The organism is Pseudomonas sp. DTU12.3 (assembly GCF_004124275.1).
Taxonomy (GTDB): Bacteria; Pseudomonadota; Gammaproteobacteria; order Pseudomonadales; family Pseudomonadaceae; genus Aquipseudomonas; species Aquipseudomonas helmanticensis.
In genome coordinates this window covers 639159-655066 of the sequence record NZ_CP027218.1, presented here as the reverse complement: position 1 = coordinate 655066, position 15908 = coordinate 639159, and the positions used below count along the sequence as shown (strand labels likewise).

The 15908-nt window shown below is 60.5% G+C and carries 11 protein-coding genes and 1 pseudogene; 3 read left to right on the top strand and 9 right to left on the bottom strand.

What is annotated here, in order from left to right; all coding sequences use genetic code 11:
- Positions 1 to 260 precede the first annotated feature (260 nt).
- Together C2E19_RS02935 and hutC are read right to left on the bottom strand one after the other, a co-directional pair.
- A complete protein-coding gene (locus C2E19_RS02935) occupies positions 261 to 830 on the bottom strand; it encodes a HutD family protein (RefSeq protein WP_129387837.1) in 570 nt (189 codons plus the stop codon).
- A 9-nt stretch (positions 831 to 839) separates the two neighbouring features.
- Positions 840 to 1550 carry a histidine utilization repressor gene (gene hutC, locus C2E19_RS02930; RefSeq protein ID WP_162130175.1) on the bottom strand — a complete coding sequence of 237 codons (711 nt, stop codon included), beginning with the start codon at positions 1548 to 1550 and terminating at the stop codon, positions 840 to 842.
- A 146-nt stretch (positions 1551 to 1696) separates the two neighbouring features.
- Here hutC and C2E19_RS02925 point away from each other — a divergent pair, with 146 nt between their 5' ends.
- Entirely contained in the window at positions 1697 to 3061 is a 1365-nt protein-coding gene (locus C2E19_RS02925; protein ID WP_129387834.1) for a formimidoylglutamate deiminase, read from the top strand.
- Positions 3062 to 3182: 121 nt separating this feature from the next.
- On the opposite strand, the gene C2E19_RS02920 is transcribed toward C2E19_RS02925, so the two are convergent.
- Together C2E19_RS02920 and C2E19_RS02915 are read right to left on the bottom strand one after the other, a co-directional pair.
- Positions 3183 to 3752 carry a lipocalin family protein gene (locus C2E19_RS02920; protein ID WP_129387831.1) on the bottom strand — a complete coding sequence of 190 codons (570 nt, stop codon included), beginning with the start codon at positions 3750 to 3752 and terminating at the stop codon, positions 3183 to 3185.
- A 30-nt stretch (positions 3753 to 3782) separates the two neighbouring features.
- Positions 3783 to 4037 carry a hypothetical protein gene (locus tag C2E19_RS02915; RefSeq protein ID WP_007952486.1) on the bottom strand — a complete coding sequence of 85 codons (255 nt, stop codon included), beginning with the start codon at positions 4035 to 4037 and terminating at the stop codon, positions 3783 to 3785.
- Positions 4038 to 4318: 281 nt separating this feature from the next.
- Here C2E19_RS02915 and C2E19_RS29340 point away from each other — a divergent pair.
- Positions 4319 to 5353: pseudogene (locus C2E19_RS29340) on the top strand (cache domain-containing protein); the annotation flags it as partial.
- A gap of 93 nt (positions 5354 to 5446) precedes the next feature.
- On the top strand, positions 5447 to 6211 hold the full coding sequence (locus tag C2E19_RS29335; RefSeq protein WP_371850962.1) for a methyl-accepting chemotaxis protein: 765 nt from the start codon (positions 5447 to 5449) through the stop codon (positions 6209 to 6211).
- Positions 6212 to 6396: 185 nt separating this feature from the next.
- Here C2E19_RS29335 and C2E19_RS02905 read toward each other — a convergent pair whose 3' ends face one another.
- The 5 genes from C2E19_RS02905 to C2E19_RS02885 all read right to left on the bottom strand — a co-directional run bounded on the left by C2E19_RS02905 (position 6397) and on the right by C2E19_RS02885 (position 15888).
- Positions 6397 to 6999: a DUF924 family protein gene (locus C2E19_RS02905; RefSeq protein ID WP_129387825.1), complete on the bottom strand. Its 603-nt coding sequence runs from the start codon at positions 6997 to 6999 to the stop codon at positions 6397 to 6399.
- Positions 7000 to 7002: 3 nt separating this feature from the next.
- Positions 7003 to 8013, bottom strand: coding sequence for a class 1 fructose-bisphosphatase (locus C2E19_RS02900; protein WP_008080580.1), 1011 nt, complete (start codon positions 8011 to 8013; stop codon positions 7003 to 7005).
- A 311-nt stretch (positions 8014 to 8324) separates the two neighbouring features.
- Complete coding sequence (locus C2E19_RS02895; RefSeq protein ID WP_372238470.1) at positions 8325 to 9680, bottom strand: DUF3999 domain-containing protein; 1356 nt, start codon at positions 9678 to 9680, stop codon at positions 8325 to 8327.
- A 5-nt stretch (positions 9681 to 9685) separates the two neighbouring features.
- Complete coding sequence (locus tag C2E19_RS02890) at positions 9686 to 13270, bottom strand: DUF2339 domain-containing protein (protein ID WP_129387819.1); 3585 nt, start codon at positions 13268 to 13270, stop codon at positions 9686 to 9688.
- Positions 13271 to 13437: 167 nt separating this feature from the next.
- Complete coding sequence (locus C2E19_RS02885; protein WP_129387816.1) at positions 13438 to 15888, bottom strand: glycogen/starch/alpha-glucan phosphorylase; 2451 nt, start codon at positions 15886 to 15888, stop codon at positions 13438 to 13440.
- Positions 15889 to 15908 lie beyond the last annotated feature (20 nt).

Here is a 15908-nt window from a genome sequence, read left to right as displayed (position 1 = left end):
AAAATCGCGGCCAAGGCTAGAGAGCGCCTGAATCAAGGGTTCGGGCGCGGATGAAATTTTTCGAGGGTATTGATGGAGGGGGTTGGAGATTGTTACGAAAGCGAGGTTTTGCTCCACGCTGGGGTGTTCGGTAACAAGTTGGTGCGTGAGTTGGGAACATCCCAAAAGCAAAAGATCGCAGCCTTCGGCAGCTCCTACAGTGGGATTGATGTACACCCTGTAGGAGCTGCCGAAGGCTGCGATCTTTTAAGTTTTTTAAATCAGCGCGCCGTCAGCTCAATGACACAGCAAGCGGCATTGGTGGTGACTTCAACCAGTCCGGCGTTACCGTCCAGTTGCAGACAATCATGTCGCCCCAACTGCGCAACGCTGTCACCGACCTGCACTTGCAGCAGCTCACTGACACTGAACACCAACACCGTCCCTGCCGAGCTGAAGAATCGCTGCTCACCGTCCAGCCACTGCAACCGCGCGCTATAACGCTGCGGCGCATAGATCAGGTTGAAATCGCGAATCGCACCGCCTAGCAGCGTGCACGAAACCTGGCTTTCGCCACTGAAGGCAAACGGGTCGAGCGGTAATAGCGGCCGCGTATCGTCACCGTCGACGCATAAGGTCATGCCATCACCCTGCAACACAGTGATCACCCGCTGATAGCCAGCGAACGTCGAAAACCCGCCCGACTCGGCGATGTCGGCAATCGAAAGGCGCCAGCCGAAACCGTCCAGCCCTGCCCCTGCATCACGGGTGATTTCCTCGGTGCTGCCGCCGCCGTTTTTCCACGGCATGCGCGGGTAACCCTCAGCGCGTAAAACTTTTACCTGACTCATTTATGCTCTCTATTTATGGAACCGCCCTTCCAGACGATGACGAGAACCGGGATGAATCAAACGTGCCGCAGTAACCGGCTGACGCCCCGACCACGTGCGACGACGAATCAACAAGCAAGGCTCGCCCTTCTCGATCTGCAACAACTTGCACTCGGACGATTCAGCGAGGATCGCTTCGACCACGTGCTCGCCTTCGGTCAGCGGCGCGACCTGGTTCAAATAGGCGTACGGCGTTTGCAGAGTGAAGTCCTGCTTGAGGTATTCCGGGGCGACCAGCGCGTTGACGAAACGGTCTTCGATTTGCACCGGAATATCGTTTTCGTAATGCACGATCAGCGAGTGGAACACCTTCTGCCCTTCACGCATGTCCAGCGCCAGTGCGCGCTCGGAACCGGCGGCCTCTTCTTCGAGGGTGATCACCTGGCAGGTGTGGCGATGGCCACGGGAGGCGATTTCGTCGGCGATGTTGTGCACTTCGAACAGCGCGGACTGGCTCTTCGGCTCGGCGACGAACGTGCCGACGCCTTGCATGCGCACTAGCAGACCGTCGGCGGTCATCTCGCGCAGGGCGCGATTGATGGTCATGCGACTGAAACCAAGTTGATTGACCAGCTCGCTTTCGGACGGTACGCGGTAGTGCGGCGGCCAGTTTCCGCTGTCGATCTGCTGGGTGATCATCTGTTTGACGCGGGCGTACAAGGGCGCCGGACTGTCGCCCATGTTCGCGGCCAACGGGGAGACTGGAGGCGGAGTCGGCACGGTTGATCCCTGTTCTTTGGATGAAAGTGGCTAGCTTGCCGGAGTTTACCGAGCAGGCAAACGTCTGTATATGTATATACAAATAACACACGATGGGGTGCTGAACCATGTCCGCCTTCTTTGCCGAACGCGCGCTGCTGCCTAACGGATGGGCCAACAATGTACGTCTTGAGGTCAGCGCCGAGGGCCTGCTGACCCAAATCCAGGCCGATTCCACCGCAGATGGCGCCGAACGGTTGAGCGGCCCGCTGCTGCCGGGGATGCCCAATCTGCACTCCCACGCCTTCCAGCGGGCGATGGCCGGACTGGCTGAAGTGGCCGGCAATCCGAACGACAGTTTCTGGACCTGGCGCGATCTGATGTATCGGCTCGTCGGAAAAATCAGCCCGGATCAGCTCGGCGTGATCGCCCGTCAGCTGTACATCGAAATGCTCAAGGCTGGTTACACATCCGTCGCCGAATTTCACTATGTGCATCACGACAGCAACGGTCAGCCTTACGCCGATCCGGCTGAACTGGCGTTGCGCATCAGTCAGGCCGCGAGCGAAAGCGGTATCGGTCTGACCCTGCTGCCGGTGCTTTACAGCCACTCCGGTTTTGGCGGCCAGACGCCGAATGACGGTCAGCGCCGTTTCATCAACAGCACCGAAAACTACCTGAATCTGCAAGCGCGTTTGCAGCCAATGCTGGCGCAGCAAAAGGCGCAATCGCTGGGCCTGTGCTTCCACTCGTTGCGCGCGGTGACGCCGCAGCAGATCAGCGAAGTAATGGCCGCCAGCGACAAGCAATGCCCAGTGCACATTCACATCGCTGAACAGCAGAAGGAAGTCGACGACTGCCTGAGCTGGAGCGGTCGGCGTCCGCTGCAATGGCTGTACGAAAACGCCGAAGTTGATCAGCGCTGGTGTCTGGTTCATGCGACCCACGCCAACCCGGAAGAAGTCACGTTGATGGCCAAGAGTCGCGCCATCGCCGGTTTGTGTCTGACCACCGAAGCAAATCTGGGCGACGGGATTTTCCCGGCAGTGGATTTCCTCGCGCAGGGCGGGCGCATGGGCATCGGTTCCGACAGCCATGTCTCGCTCAGCGTGGTGGAGGAATTGCGCTGGCTGGAATACGGCCAGCGTCTGCGTGATCAGCGGCGTAACCGTTTGTATGGCGCGGATCAGCCGATGGTCGGGCGCACGTTGTATGACGCAGCGCTGGACGGTGGTGCGCAGGCGTTGGGGCAGCCGATTGGTGCGCTAGAGGTTGGCAAACGTGCGGACTGGATCGTGCTAGATGGCAATGATCCGTATCTGGCGACGGCCAATGGTGACGGGATTTTGAATCGCTGGTTGTTTGCCGGTGGCGATCGGCAGGTGCGCGATGTGCTGGTCAATGGCCAGTGGGTTGTGCGTGATGGCCGGCATGCCGGGGAAGAGGACAGCGCCCGCGCGTTCACCCAAGTCCTGCGCGACCTTTTAGGCTGACACAAAACAAAAATGTGGGAGCGAGCCTGCTCGCGAAAGCGGTGTATCAGTCAACATTTTCGTTAACTGACACGCCCTCTTCGCGAGCAGGCTCGCTCCCACATTTGATCTTTGGCGATGCTTAATTCGAGGTCTTGGCCATCTGCCGATCCGACGCTCGCCAGATCAATCGCGTGGTGTCATAGCCCTGCTGACGCGCCTTGCTCAGCAGTTCTTCACGCACCACACCGTTGACGGTCGGCGTGCGTGAAAGCAGCCACAGGTACTTGCGACTCGGGTCGCCGACGATGGCGGTCTTGTAGTCATCGCTGACGTACAGCACCCAGTATTCACCTTTCGCCACACCCGGAATCAGACGCGAGAACCAGGTATCAAACTCGACCCACAACTTGTCGGTTTTGCCCGGCACTTGTGGCGAGGCCGTGCCCTTCACTTCTTCCCATTGCCATTGCGGGGTCAGGCAGCGATTGAGCACCGCGACGTTGCCGTCAGGCTTGAGGGTGTAATGCGCTTCGGATTGCGCGCAGTCGCGCTGGAAGTACATCGGCAAGCGCGCCAGTTCATACCAGGTGCCCTGATAACGCTTGAGATTGACGCTGTTGACGGTTTTCGGCGCCAACGGATCTACGCCGGAACTGGCGCAGCCGGCCAGTACCAGGCCGGCAAAAAGGACAAGCAATAACCGCTTCATTTTTCTTCTCCGTGGGCGCGAAGCCCCGGTTTACTTCAGGCCTTGGCCGGAAAACATCAGCACTTTGTCACCGGCGTACTGCACGCTGATAAAGCTGTTCTTGTCGCCCCAGGTGCAACTGGACATGCCGAGCGCGCCCGAGCAATCAGTCGGTTTGCCGAGCAGGGTCTCGACTTCGGCCTTGGCCATGCCGGCCGAGAGCTTCGAATAGTTTTCCTGATTGACCTTGCTGCATGCGGCCAACAGCACGCAAAACGACAGAAGGGCGATAGATCGCAGCGACATGGTGTAACTCCTGGAACGAGGGGGGATGGCATGGTGCCAACCAGAAGCTTAGAAGAGAAAACCCTCATCTGGTTCCGTGGGGCGAAGGCTATTTATTAGCCCGCCCGTCCGGCTTTTGCCGATAAATCAGACACTTTGTAGGGCTATTGAGCATTTCGTCGCATTTCGCAAAAGACGCCTAATCTTTGGCGCGCTGCGGTCGAAATAAGAGCAGCGCAAAGCCCCCGAGTGTGGCAAATTGCCGCCCTTTCTTGACCAGCCCCTTCGCGGTAGCTCATTCGATGACCAGAAACATGAAATTCAGCCACAAGATCTTGTTGGCTGCCGCCCTCGTGGTGGCCGTTGCGTTCGCCTGTTTCATTTTCTTCAACGACTATCGACAGCGCGAAGCCCTGAGCAGCAGCACCGAAGCCTCGATGCAGGAACTGGGCAGCCTGACCACCAGCAACATTCAAACGTGGCTGGAAAGCCGCATTCAGTTGCTGCAATCGCTGTCGCAGCAAGTGGCCGTCGATGGCAACGCGACTGCCAGCCTGAAACGCATCATCGACCTGCCCGCCTACACCGGCAATTTCCAGCTCAGTTACTTCGGTGGCGCCGACGGCGTGATGTTCTCGGTACCGGCCGGCAACCGCGCCCCGGATTACGATCCACGCGCCCGTGGCTGGTACAAGGCGGCCAACAGCACGCAGCAGACCATTGTCACTGAACCGTACATCGCCGCCTCCTCGGGCAAACTGGTGATCACCGTCGCCACTCCGGTTCAGCGCCAAGGGCAGATGCTCGGCGTCGCCGGTGCCGACATCGACCTGACCAGCGTCAGCGCGATCATCAACTCGCTGAACTTCGGCGGCCACGGTCATGCGTTCATCGTCAGCAGCGAGGGCAAGATCCTGATCCACCCGGACAGCAAACTGGTGCTCAAGACCCTCGCCGAGGCGTACCCGAACGGTGCACCGAAAGTCAGCCCGGGGCTGAAAGAAGTCGAGTTCAACGGCAAAACCCAACTGATCTCCTTCACCCACGTCAACGGCGTGCCATCGGCCGACTGGTACGTCGCACTGGTACTCGATAAAGACACCGCGTTCTCGATGCTCAGCGAATTCCGCACCTCGGCGTTGATCGCCATGGTCATTGCCGTGGTGATCATCATCGCCCTGCTCGGCATGCTCATCCGCGTGTTGATGCAACCGCTGCTGACCATGGGCCGCGCCATGCACGACATCGCTGAAGGCGAAGGCGACCTGACCAAGCGTCTGGTGATTCACGGCAACGATGAATTCGGCGCGCTGGGCACTTCGTTCAACCGCTTCGTCGAACGTATCCACACCTCGATCCGCGAAGTGTCCTCGGCCACTGGCCAGGTCAACGAAGTTGCGCTGCGCGTGGTCGCCGCGTCGAACTCGTCGATGTACAACTCCGACCAGCAAGCCACTCGCACCAACAGCGTAGCCGCCGCGATCAACCAACTCGGCGCCGCCGCGCAGGAAATCGCCCAGAACGCCGCCCTCGCCTCGCAGCATTCAAGCGATGCGCGCAGCCTCGCGGTGGACGGTCAGCAAGTGGTGGATAAAACCATCCAGGCCATGCAGCAGCTGTCGGCGAAGATCAGCGACTCCTGCGGCAACATCGAAACGCTAAACAGCAACACGGTGAACATCGGCCAGATTCTCGAAGTGATCACCAGCATTTCCCAGCAGACCAACCTGCTCGCACTCAACGCCGCGATCGAAGCGGCGCGTGCCGGCGAGGCCGGTCGCGGTTTCGCCGTGGTCGCCGATGAAGTGCGCAACCTCGCGCACCGCACCCAGGATTCGGCGCAGCAAGTTCAGAAGATGATCGAAGAGCTGCAAGTCGGCGCGCGGCAGGCTGTCAGCATCATGACCGAGAGCCAGCGCGAGAGCGAAAGCAGCGTCGGCATTGCCAACCAGGCCGGCGAGCGACTGGGCAGCGTGACTCAGCGCATTGGCGAGATCGACGGGATGAACCAGTCGGTGGCAACTGCGACCGAAGAGCAGACCGCTGTGGTCGAGTCGATCAACGTGGATATCAACGAGATCAACACACTGAATCAGGAAGGTGTGGAGAACTTGCAGGCGACGTTGCGGGCTTGCTCGGATCTGGAGCAGCAGGCGGCGCGGTTGAAGCAGTTGGTCGGCAGCTTCCGCATCTGAAGATCAAGAGCCTTACCCCCTCACCCCAGCCCTCTCCCCCAGGGGGGCGAGGGGGAAAGGGAGCCGATCGGGGGGATGTTCCAGACCTGAGTTCGACTCGAAATTCGCAGGTCGATGTATCAAGTCCAGACAACTCGGTCAGTCCCCTCTCCCCCCGGGAGAGGGCTAGGGTGAGGGGAAAGCTCTTAAAACCGTGAACCCGGTTCAGAAAGAAACACCAACTCCTCCGCCGTAGACTCGCGCCCCAACACCGCATTGCGATGCGGAAACCGGCCAAACCGTGCGATCACCTTTTGATGCCGCTCGGCATAATCCAGATTATCGGCAAACACCGCCCGCTCAGATTCCGGCTGTTCAGCCACCAGTTCGATAAACCGGGAAACCGCCTCGTTCTGCACCGCGAGGTTTTCGCAGTGTTCGAACACCAGATAAATGAACACACGCTGGATCGGTTTCAACTGCCGGTCGAAATCCGCCGCAACGCCTTGGGCGACGAGTTTCTGCGCGCGCAGATCACCGGAAAACGCTTTGGGAGTGTCGCGAAAGATCATTCGTGGCAGTTGATCAAGCAGTAACACCAGCGCCAGCCAACCTTCGGGACGTTGCGTCCACTCGGTCAATTCGCCGGCCAGGGCCTGATCGACAAAGACCCCGAAACGCGTCTGCGCTTCGAGGTCTTGGCTGTCTCGCTTACCGAACCACAACTTGCCCTTGTCAGCCGATATCTCGTCGGGGGATTCGGCGTGTCCGAACCACCAATCGAGCAACGGCTGCCAAGGGGCGGTCATGGTTTATTCCTTGTGGTAGGCCGTAGCGCGTGCGACTTCTTCTTTCGAACCGAGGAACACCGCTACACGCTGGTGCAGGCCTTCAGGCTGGATGTCGAGAATGCGCTGATGACCGTCGGTGGACGCGCCGCCCGCTTGTTCCACCAGGAACGACATCGGGTTGGCTTCATACATCAGACGCAGTTTGCCTGGCTTGGATGGCTCACGGCTGTCGCGCGGGTACATGAACAGACCGCCACGGGTCAGGATGCGGTGCACGTCGGCAACCATCGCCGCGACCCAGCGCATGTTGTAGTTCTTTTTCAGCGGACCTTCTTCACCGGCCAGCAGTTCGCCCACGTAGCGTTGTACCGGGGCTTCCCAGTGACGCTGGTTAGACATGTTGATGGCGAATTCCTGGGTCGATTCAGGAATGGTGATGTTTTCGTGAGTCAGCACGAAGCTGCCCATTTCACGGTCCAGGGTGAAACCTTTGACGCCGTCGCCCAAGGTCAGGATCAGCATGGTCTGTGGACCGTAGATCGCGTAACCGGCGGCTACTTGCTGGGTGCCTGGCTGCAGGAACGCTTTCTCGTTCAGCGGCTCGTTCTGGCTCAGGTATTCGTTCGGGCAACGCAGTACCGAGAAGATGGTGCCGACCGGGGCGTTGATGTCGATGTTCGACGAACCGTCCAGTGGGTCGAATACCAGCAGGTACGCGCCTTTCGGGTATTTGCCCGGGATCTGGTAGGCATTGTCCATTTCTTCAGACGCCATGCCGGCCAGGTGACCACCCCATTCGTTGGCTTCGAGCAGGATCTCGTTGGAGATTACGTCGAGCTTCTTCTGCACTTCGCCCTGAACGTTTTCGGTGCCCATGCTGCCCAGAACACCACCCAGGGCGCCTTTGGAAACGGCGTGGTTGATCTCCTTGCAGGCACGCGCCACCACTTCGATCAGGAAACGCAGATCGGCAGGAGTGTTATTGCTGCGGGTCTGCTCAATCAAATAGCGACTCAGGGTAACGCGGGACATGGACGGCTCCGGTGGAATGGGGGGGCTAAAAACCCGCGCAGTTTACAGGGAGTCTGAAAACGTAGCGAGCGAAGACGCCCGGTAACGTGCGTTGGGGTGTAATTGCCTGCATGAGACGTGATTGTCGGTGGAGAGTTCAGGTAGCGGAATTAGCGTAGTTGGAAATCCGACGAAGGCCGATCAGTTTGGGATATGTATTGATTGTGAGACCGCCTTCGCGAGCAAGCCCGCTCCCACAATGGATCTGCGTCGTTCACAAATCCACTGTGGGAGCGGGCTTGCTCGCGAATGGCGCGCAGCGCCAGCCATTCTCAGGAATTGGCAGGAGGCTTACGCAACAAGCTAAACGCCATCGCCCCAAGAAACACCACGCTCAACAACAGCACTGCCCACAAGCCAATCTTCTTCCAATTGGTCTCAGCCACTGCCGCTGTGGTCGCCGTCGACGTCGGCGTAACCACCGCCTCGCCCTGAACCGACGCTTTGCCCAGCGCCGCCAGTTTCTCCGGTTTGAAATCCGGGATCAGCGTCGTCAACGGCAGATTCGCCGTCTTCACACTCGGATTACCTAACGCCAGGCTAAAAGGCCCGTCTCCGCGCGCAAGGAAAATCACCTGCGTCGCCCGTACCGCATATTTCACGCTCGGCGCCTGCTCACCGAGACCGCCGCCGCGCTCATCCACCGTCAGCTTCAACTGCTGCACGGTCTGCCCGTAGAGCTGCAGTTCGTTCTGCACCACGTCCTCGCCATTCTGGGTCAGGCGATAGAGCAAACCATTGCTCAGCGTTTGCCACGGCAGACTGCTTTCGCGTCGCCCCGCCAGGGTCACTGGCGCCAGACTGTTCGGCTGTTTCAGTTCAACCTGTACCCGCTCGACGTTCAGTCCCATCGGCAATTGCCAGGTGTATTCCCCGGATTTGGCGCTGCTGCCGGCCAATGCCTGCGACCAGACCAACGGCAGCGGAAGATTGCGCGGGTCGCTGCTTTTCAGCTGTGCCGCCGTGAGGATCGGCGCGGAAGTCGGCGACTCCCACAGCAAGCGCACATAGCGCGCCGATTGCCCCGGCAACGTCACCTCATGCTGTTCGATACGCTCATCAGAAAAAGTAAGCCGTGCCACTTGCCCTTCGCCCCACGGCTGCCAATGCTGCAAGTCGTCGCTGGCCTCAATGCTGAAACGCTGGAAACCGTCGCGCTCGCTGGTCCAGTCGAGGATCAATTGCTGCAACGGCGCCTTGATCGCGCTGGCATCGAGCAGCCAGCCGCGCAACACTTCTTCACCCGCTTCCAACTGGCTGGACGGTTGCACTTCTACCAGCGTGCCGTTGGTGGTCGATTGCACGCGCACGTTCGGCGCGCGTTCGCTGGCGTCGGCGGCGTTGTACAGCGGGAACCATTTCACCTCGTGCAACTGGCCATCGTCGCGGGTCTGCGCCGACTCGCGCGCCAGGGCGTAAGCCTGCGGTTCGCCAGCGGCATTGAACACGCGCAGATCACCGAGATCGGTCTGGCGCGCCTGCAATTGCACGTTCAGCGGCAATTCGAGGCGGTACCACGGGCCGTTGCCGCTGACCGCCAGCGGCACCTGCGTGGCAAAGTCTGCCGGTTTTTCCTGGGCGCTGGCCGCCAGCATCACGCCCAACGCCAACCAACCCGGATTTCGCATGCGACTCAAGATGAAACTCCTTCGGTGTCCGGGGCCGGTTTGTCCGCCACCGGTTCAGCCTCGACGCGTTTGGGCGGCAGTGGCGCGAAATAACCGACCACCAGCAGCAACACGCCAACGCCGATAAACGAGACAATCCGGGCGAGGCCGCCACGGTTGCTCAGTTCGACAAAAATCAGTTTGGCCACTACCAGCGCAATCAGCGCTGCGCCGATCAGCCAGACTTCGCGGCGATGGCGCAGATGTCCGCCGATCATCAGCCCGAGCGCCATCAGCGTCCAGACGATCGACAACCCGGCCTGCACCAGCATCGAGGCGAGCAGCGTATCCAGTTCGAACGGAATCCCCGCCCAATGGTGCGCGGCGCGGGTGACCAGCGCAGTACAGAAGGCGAACAACGAAACCCCGGCGATCAGTTGCGTGGCGTAATCGGCATAGTCCTGACGAATCGACAATTGCGAAATCGCACTGCGCGACCACACGTAAACGCCGAACAGTGCGAACAGCAAGCCCAACTCCAAAGGGTTGAGTAACGGCACGTACGGCAACGGTTCGGCGTTGCCATCGCTGACGCCATTCGCCAGCCAGAACCACGCGAGCATCAACACCGCCAACGGCGCGGCGGCGTACAAGCGGTACTCACGGGCAAACGCAGCAACTGGCCACGGCCAGGTGCGCGGGGCCGCCGCCAGCAACAGATAAACACTCGGCAGAATCGCCCAGCCCAGCCAGCGCCAGGCGTTGTATTGCTCGGACAACAGCAGCAGGCCGTAACGCAACTCCAGCGCCAGCACGCCGATCAGCAACCAGCAGCCGAGCACATGCGCCGTGCTCAAGGCCCGCGCGGGCAGCATCGGCGCCAAGCGTCGCAGACTGAAGAAATGCACGGCGAATACCGCCGCCCACGCCAGCCAACCGAAATCCGCCGCTGGGTGATAACGCGAATGCCACGCGCCGATCAGGACCCATCCAGCCGCCGGAATCAGCAACGTGCAGAGCAATCCCAGCGCCGGCCATTTCAGGCGTAGCGACAGCAGCATCCACAGCGCCACGCTCACAGCGGCAACCAGCAGCAATAACGTGCCTTGCAGATTCGGCGATGCAAAACGCAGTACTTCACTCACCCACGCCAGCGTCCACCAACCGGCGCCCCACACCAGTAACACTTCGGACAGGCGCTGCAAACTCAACGCATCAAATGCCGAGGCGTGATTACCCAGTTGCAGGCGCCACGCTCCGATCATTGCCGCCAGACCCAACACCAGCGGCGTCCAGAATCCGCCATGCGCCAACGGTTTCAGACCTTCGCTGGACATCGGCCCGAGCAACTCCGGACCGGCCAGTAAAAACGCCGCGCCGCCAATCACCTGCAACAGCAGACCGAAAACAAAGCTCACGCGCTGCTTGAGGTACAGGCTCAGCCAGATGATCAGCAGACCACTCGCCGCCCACACCGCGCTCGCCGTTTGCCACGGCAGCACAAACAACACCGCCAGATTGATCAGCACCAACCCGGCCAGCAGCACCACCGACAGACCGCGCAGCAGACGCACGTCACTGCGCACCATTTCATCGCGAGCGGCCAACAGCATGCCGGCGATCAACGCCAGACCGATCAGCGAAGCACTGAGCAAACCGCTCCAGCCGGCGCTGAACACCGCTGCCGAATCCTGCCCCGCGCCTTGCAGACGCAACAGGAACAACGCGCCGCCCAGCAACTGCACGGCAAATGCGCTGAACAGGAACGTGCGCGACTGAATCCGCAGGCCGATAAACAATGTCGCCAACCCGGCCAGCGCCCAACTGATCGCCGTGCCTTGCGTGAAGAAAAACAGCGGCGCCAGCAGGTAAAGGAAGGTCAGGCCCAAGCCCGCCAACACCGGCAAACCTTGGCGCTCCCATGGCGAGGTCTGTTGCGGCGCAGCTTTGCGCACCTGGTAGAAACTGAATAGCAACGCGACGCCAAGCATCAGTGCGCCCAGCGCAGCACCGTCGAGCAAACTGCTTTCGCCGACGCGCAATTGACTGAGGAACGCCAATGCCGAGCCCAGTTGCAGCAGCAAGGCGAACGCCCGGGCGAACGGCCGCTGCTGACGCAAACCGAGCCAGAGAATCCCCGCGCCTTCCACCGCCCATGCCGCCGACGTCCAGCGTGCATCCAGCCCCAGCGGAATCGCCAGACTGGCGAAAATCACCCCGAGCGCGAGACAGGTTTCACCCAGCAGCAGCGCGCGACCGCCCATCAATACCTTGGCCAGCGCCATGTAGATCATGCCCAGCGCGAGCGCACTGAACGCGGCGGCAAATTCCAGATGCTGCACCAGCGCGAACTGCAAACCGAAGCCAATAATCGGCGGGCCGAACAACAGGGTGCCGTCGACGTAATCGCCCTTGCGCGCCGACCAGTGCAGCAGCGCCTCGCGGTCGCCATCTGCCGGGGCGTTGGGCATGTCGAGCAGTTTGCGCCGCGCGAACAACAGGCCGATGGCGAGGTACATCAGGAAAAACAGAATCAGAAACGGCTCGGTGCTCCACAGCAACTCTGGTGCATACGAACGCAGGCCCCAGGCGAAACCAATGCCGAAGGTGCCGACGAAACCGATCAGGTTGAGCAGACGCCAGGCCTTGAACCAGGCAATCGCGAGGATACCGGCATTGAGCAAGGCGAAATAACTGAACAGCGCGACGTGGTTACCGGCACCGGTCGAAGTGAGGATCGGTGCGGCGAAACCGCCCAATGCGGCCACTGCCGCCAGCGCAAGCGAGTCCTGGGTGATGGCGAGAATCGCCGAGAACACCGTCACCGCGACCAGCAAGCCCAGCGCGGCAGAGGGATCGAGCAACGGATGCAGGCGCATCGCCGCAAACACCGTCAGGTACAGCACCGCAATCCCGGTGCCTTGCAGCATCAGCGCATAACTGCTGTTGCGCCGCCGCAGCCACCAGCCCAGCGCGAGCAACGCCAGGGCTGCGGCCGCTACACCGGCGTAACGCAATTCGATCGGCACGACCATGCCTTCAGTGGCGTAGCGCAGCAGAAACGCCAGCCCAAAGAACAGCAACACCACGCCGACACGCAGCACGGTGTTGCCGCCAAACAGCCAGTTGCGCGCAGCGCTGATGCCGCGTTCGATGAGGTTCGGGCCACGCGGTTCGGCGATTCTTTGTGGTTCGGGAGTGACGGCACCGAGGTTCCAGACATCGGCAGGCAGCGGTTGGCTGGTTTCGCTGGCGACGGCGGAAATCGGTTCGAGTTCAGGTGGCAGCTCCCAGACCAATTCGGCGGCTGGGGCCTCTTCGACGGCTTTGGACGGTTCGGCGACTGGCTCGGTAACCGGCGCCGTACTCGGCGAAGGCACCGCATGAGAAGGCGAACCTTCCAGCACAAACAGACGCTGCGCGACGCCCTGCAGGGCTTCCTTCGCCTGTTCAAATTGTCGTTGCTGCTCCGCCATCTGCGAGCCAAGCCGCGCGATACGGATCGTCTGCCCGATCGCCAGCCCCAGCAACGCGCCCAACAGCGCATCGCTGAACGACTCGTCGAGCAGCCAGCCGAGCACGAGCCCGATCAACATGAACATCCATTGCATGGTCGATATCCCTAAGCGCGAAGGCCAATCCGGGAAGATTAGCGCAGCCTGACCCAAAAAGATCGCAGCCTGCGGGAGCTCCTACAGGGTTATGCGAACACCTGTGTAGGAGCTGCCGCAGGCTGCGATCTTTTCCGGCGCGCGATTATATCGAGCCGAGCGAAAAGTTACTCCAGCGCTTTCCAGATATCCGTGGCGTACTCGCGAATCGTCCGGTCTGAGGAGAACCAGCCCATCCGCGCCGTGTTGAGTACCGCCGAACGCCACCAGTTATTGGAGTCGTGCCAGTGCGCTTCAACGCGCTTCTGCGCTTCCCAGTAGGAATCGAAGTCAGCACAGACCAGGAAGCGGTCGTAATCCACCAGCGAATCGATCAGACCGGTATAACGCGAGGTGTCATCCGGCGAGAACACCCCGCCGCGAATCGCCTGCAATACATCGTTCAATCGATGGGAGGCGGCAATGTCTGGCAAGGCGCTGAACTCGTGATTCTGTTTGCGCGCTTCCACTTGCTGCGCACTGAGGCCAAAGATGAACATGTGTTCAACGCCGATACGCTCAGCCATTTCCACGTTGGCGCCGTCCAGCGTGCCGATGGTCAACGCACCGTTAAGGCCGAACTTCATGTTACTGGTGCCCGAAGCCTCGAATCCGGCGGTGGAAATCTGCTCGGACAAGTCCGCCGCCGGAATGATGCTCTCCGCCAGGCTGACGTTGTAGTTGGGCAGAAACACCACTTTCAACAAGCCGCGCACCGTCGGGTCGTTGTTCACGACGCGGGCGATGTCATTGCTCAACTTGATGATCAGTTTGGCCTGGTGATAACTCGCCGCCGCTTTACCGGCGAAGATTTTCACCCGTGGCACCCAGTCGACTTCCGGCTCGGCGCGAATTGCCTGATACAGCGCCACGGTGTGCAGCAGGTTGAGCAACTGGCGTTTGTATTCGTGAATCCGTTTGACCTGCACATCGAACATCGCCGCCGGGTTGACCGCAATGCCCAGCCGTTCGTGAATCAGATAGGCCAGGGCTTTTTTGCTGTGCAGGCGCTGTTCGGCGAAGGCTTTGCGGAACGCGGTTTTCTCGGCAAAAGGCTCTAGGTCGATCAAACGTTCTTCCGCGTTATCGAGTAAGTCCGGGCCCAGCGCATCGACCAGCATCGAGGTCAATTCCGGGTTGGCCTGATACAGCCAGCGGCGGAAGGTAATGCCGTTGGTTTTGTTGTTGATCCGCTCTGGATACAGCTTGTGCAGTTCGGCGAACACGGTTTTGCGCATCAGTTGCGTGTGCAATCCGGACACGCCGTTGACGCTGTGCGAACCAAGGAACGCGAGGTTGCCCATACGCACCCGGCGACCATTGTCTTCTTCAATCAGCGACACCGCGCGCAGCACGTCGAAATCGTGAATGCCCTTGGCCCGCAGCGAATCGATGTGCTGTGCGTTGATCAGGTAAATGATCTGCATGTGTCGCGGCAGCATGCGTTCCATCAGACCCACCGGCCAGGTTTCCAGCGCTTCCGGCAACAGCGTGTGGTTGGTGTACGACAGCGTGTCGACGGTCACTTGCCACGCCGCATCCCACGCCACGTCGTAGACATCGACCAATTGGCGCATCAGTTCGGCGACAGCAATCGAGGGGTGGGTATCGTTGAGCTGGATCGCCGCATGATCGCCGAGGGTCAGCACCGAGGTGTGCATGTTGCGGTGACGACGGAGCAAGTCCTGCAGGGAGGCGGCGACGAAGAAGTATTCCTGACGCAGGCGCAGCTCTTGCCCCGCTTCAGTGCTGTCCGCCGGGTAAAGCACGCGGGAGATACTTTCGGCGCGCGCCACTTCGGCGACCGCGCCCAGGTGGTCACCGGCGTTGAAGCGCTCAAGGTGCAAATCCTCCATGGCGCGGGCACGCCACAAACGCAAGGTGTTGACGCTCGCCCCGCGCCAGCCGACCACTGGCGTGTCGTAGGCAATCGCGCGGACGGTTTCTGCCGGCGACCAGACTTGTTTGGATTTGCCGCTGACATCGGTGACGGTTTCAACGCTGCCGCCGAAGCCGATGGAGTAGACGACTTCCGGCCGTTCGAACTCCCATGGATTACCGAAATCCAGCCAGTGCTCGGTCTGCTCCTGCTGCCAGCCATCGACAATGGCCTGGCGGAACAAACCGTGTTCGTAACGAATGCCATAACCGTGGCCAGCGATGCCGAGGGTCGACATGCTTTCCATGAAGCATGCGGCCAAGCGACCGAGGCCGCCGTTGCCAAGCGCCGCATCGGGCTCCAGCAATCGGATGCGCTCCAGATCGACACCGAGTTCGGTCAGCGCTTCACGGGCGACATCGAGCAGGCCAAGGTTGCTCAGGCTGTCGTAGAGCAAGCGGCCGATGAGAAATTCCAGCGAGAGGTAATACACCCGCTTCTGGCCTTTGCGGTAGATCTGCCGGGTGTGGTCCATCCAGTGTTCGACCATGTGATCACGCGCGGCCAATGCGATGGCTTCGAACCAGTCATGGTCGAAGGCGTGATCGGGGTCTTTGCCCACCGCGTAGGTGAGTTTGGTCAGGACGGCGTCGCGGAATGCGGCCACCTCTGCTTCGCGAACTAGTGGTTCTTGAGTCATCGATAGGACCTCGAGCGAGC

Excerpts from the sequence above, each read along its gene's own strand:
- C2E19_RS02935 (WP_129387837.1), bottom strand. The coding sequence starts at position 830 with ATGAGTCAGGTAAAAGTTTTACGCGCTGAGGGTTACCCGCGCATGCCG.
- hutC (WP_162130175.1), bottom strand. The coding sequence starts at position 1,550 with ATGGGCGACAGTCCGGCGCCCTTGTACGCCCGCGTCAAACAGATGATC.
- C2E19_RS02925 (WP_129387834.1), top strand. The coding sequence starts at position 1,697 with ATGTCCGCCTTCTTTGCCGAACGCGCGCTGCTGCCTAACGGATGGGCC.
- C2E19_RS02920 (WP_129387831.1), bottom strand. The coding sequence starts at position 3,752 with ATGAAGCGGTTATTGCTTGTCCTTTTTGCCGGCCTGGTACTGGCCGGC.
- C2E19_RS02915 (WP_007952486.1), bottom strand. The coding sequence starts at position 4,037 with ATGTCGCTGCGATCTATCGCCCTTCTGTCGTTTTGCGTGCTGTTGGCC.
- C2E19_RS29335 (WP_371850962.1), top strand. The coding sequence starts at position 5,447 with ATGTACAACTCCGACCAGCAAGCCACTCGCACCAACAGCGTAGCCGCC.
- C2E19_RS02905 (WP_129387825.1), bottom strand. The coding sequence starts at position 6,999 with ATGACCGCCCCTTGGCAGCCGTTGCTCGATTGGTGGTTCGGACACGCC.
- C2E19_RS02900 (WP_008080580.1), bottom strand. The coding sequence starts at position 8,013 with ATGTCCCGCGTTACCCTGAGTCGCTATTTGATTGAGCAGACCCGCAGC.
- C2E19_RS02895 (WP_372238470.1), bottom strand. The coding sequence starts at position 9,680 with ATGCGAAATCCGGGTTGGTTGGCGTTGGGCGTGATGCTGGCGGCCAGC.
- C2E19_RS02890 (WP_129387819.1), bottom strand. The coding sequence starts at position 13,270 with ATGCAATGGATGTTCATGTTGATCGGGCTCGTGCTCGGCTGGCTGCTC.
- C2E19_RS02885 (WP_129387816.1), bottom strand. The coding sequence starts at position 15,888 with ATGACTCAAGAACCACTAGTTCGCGAAGCAGAGGTGGCCGCATTCCGC.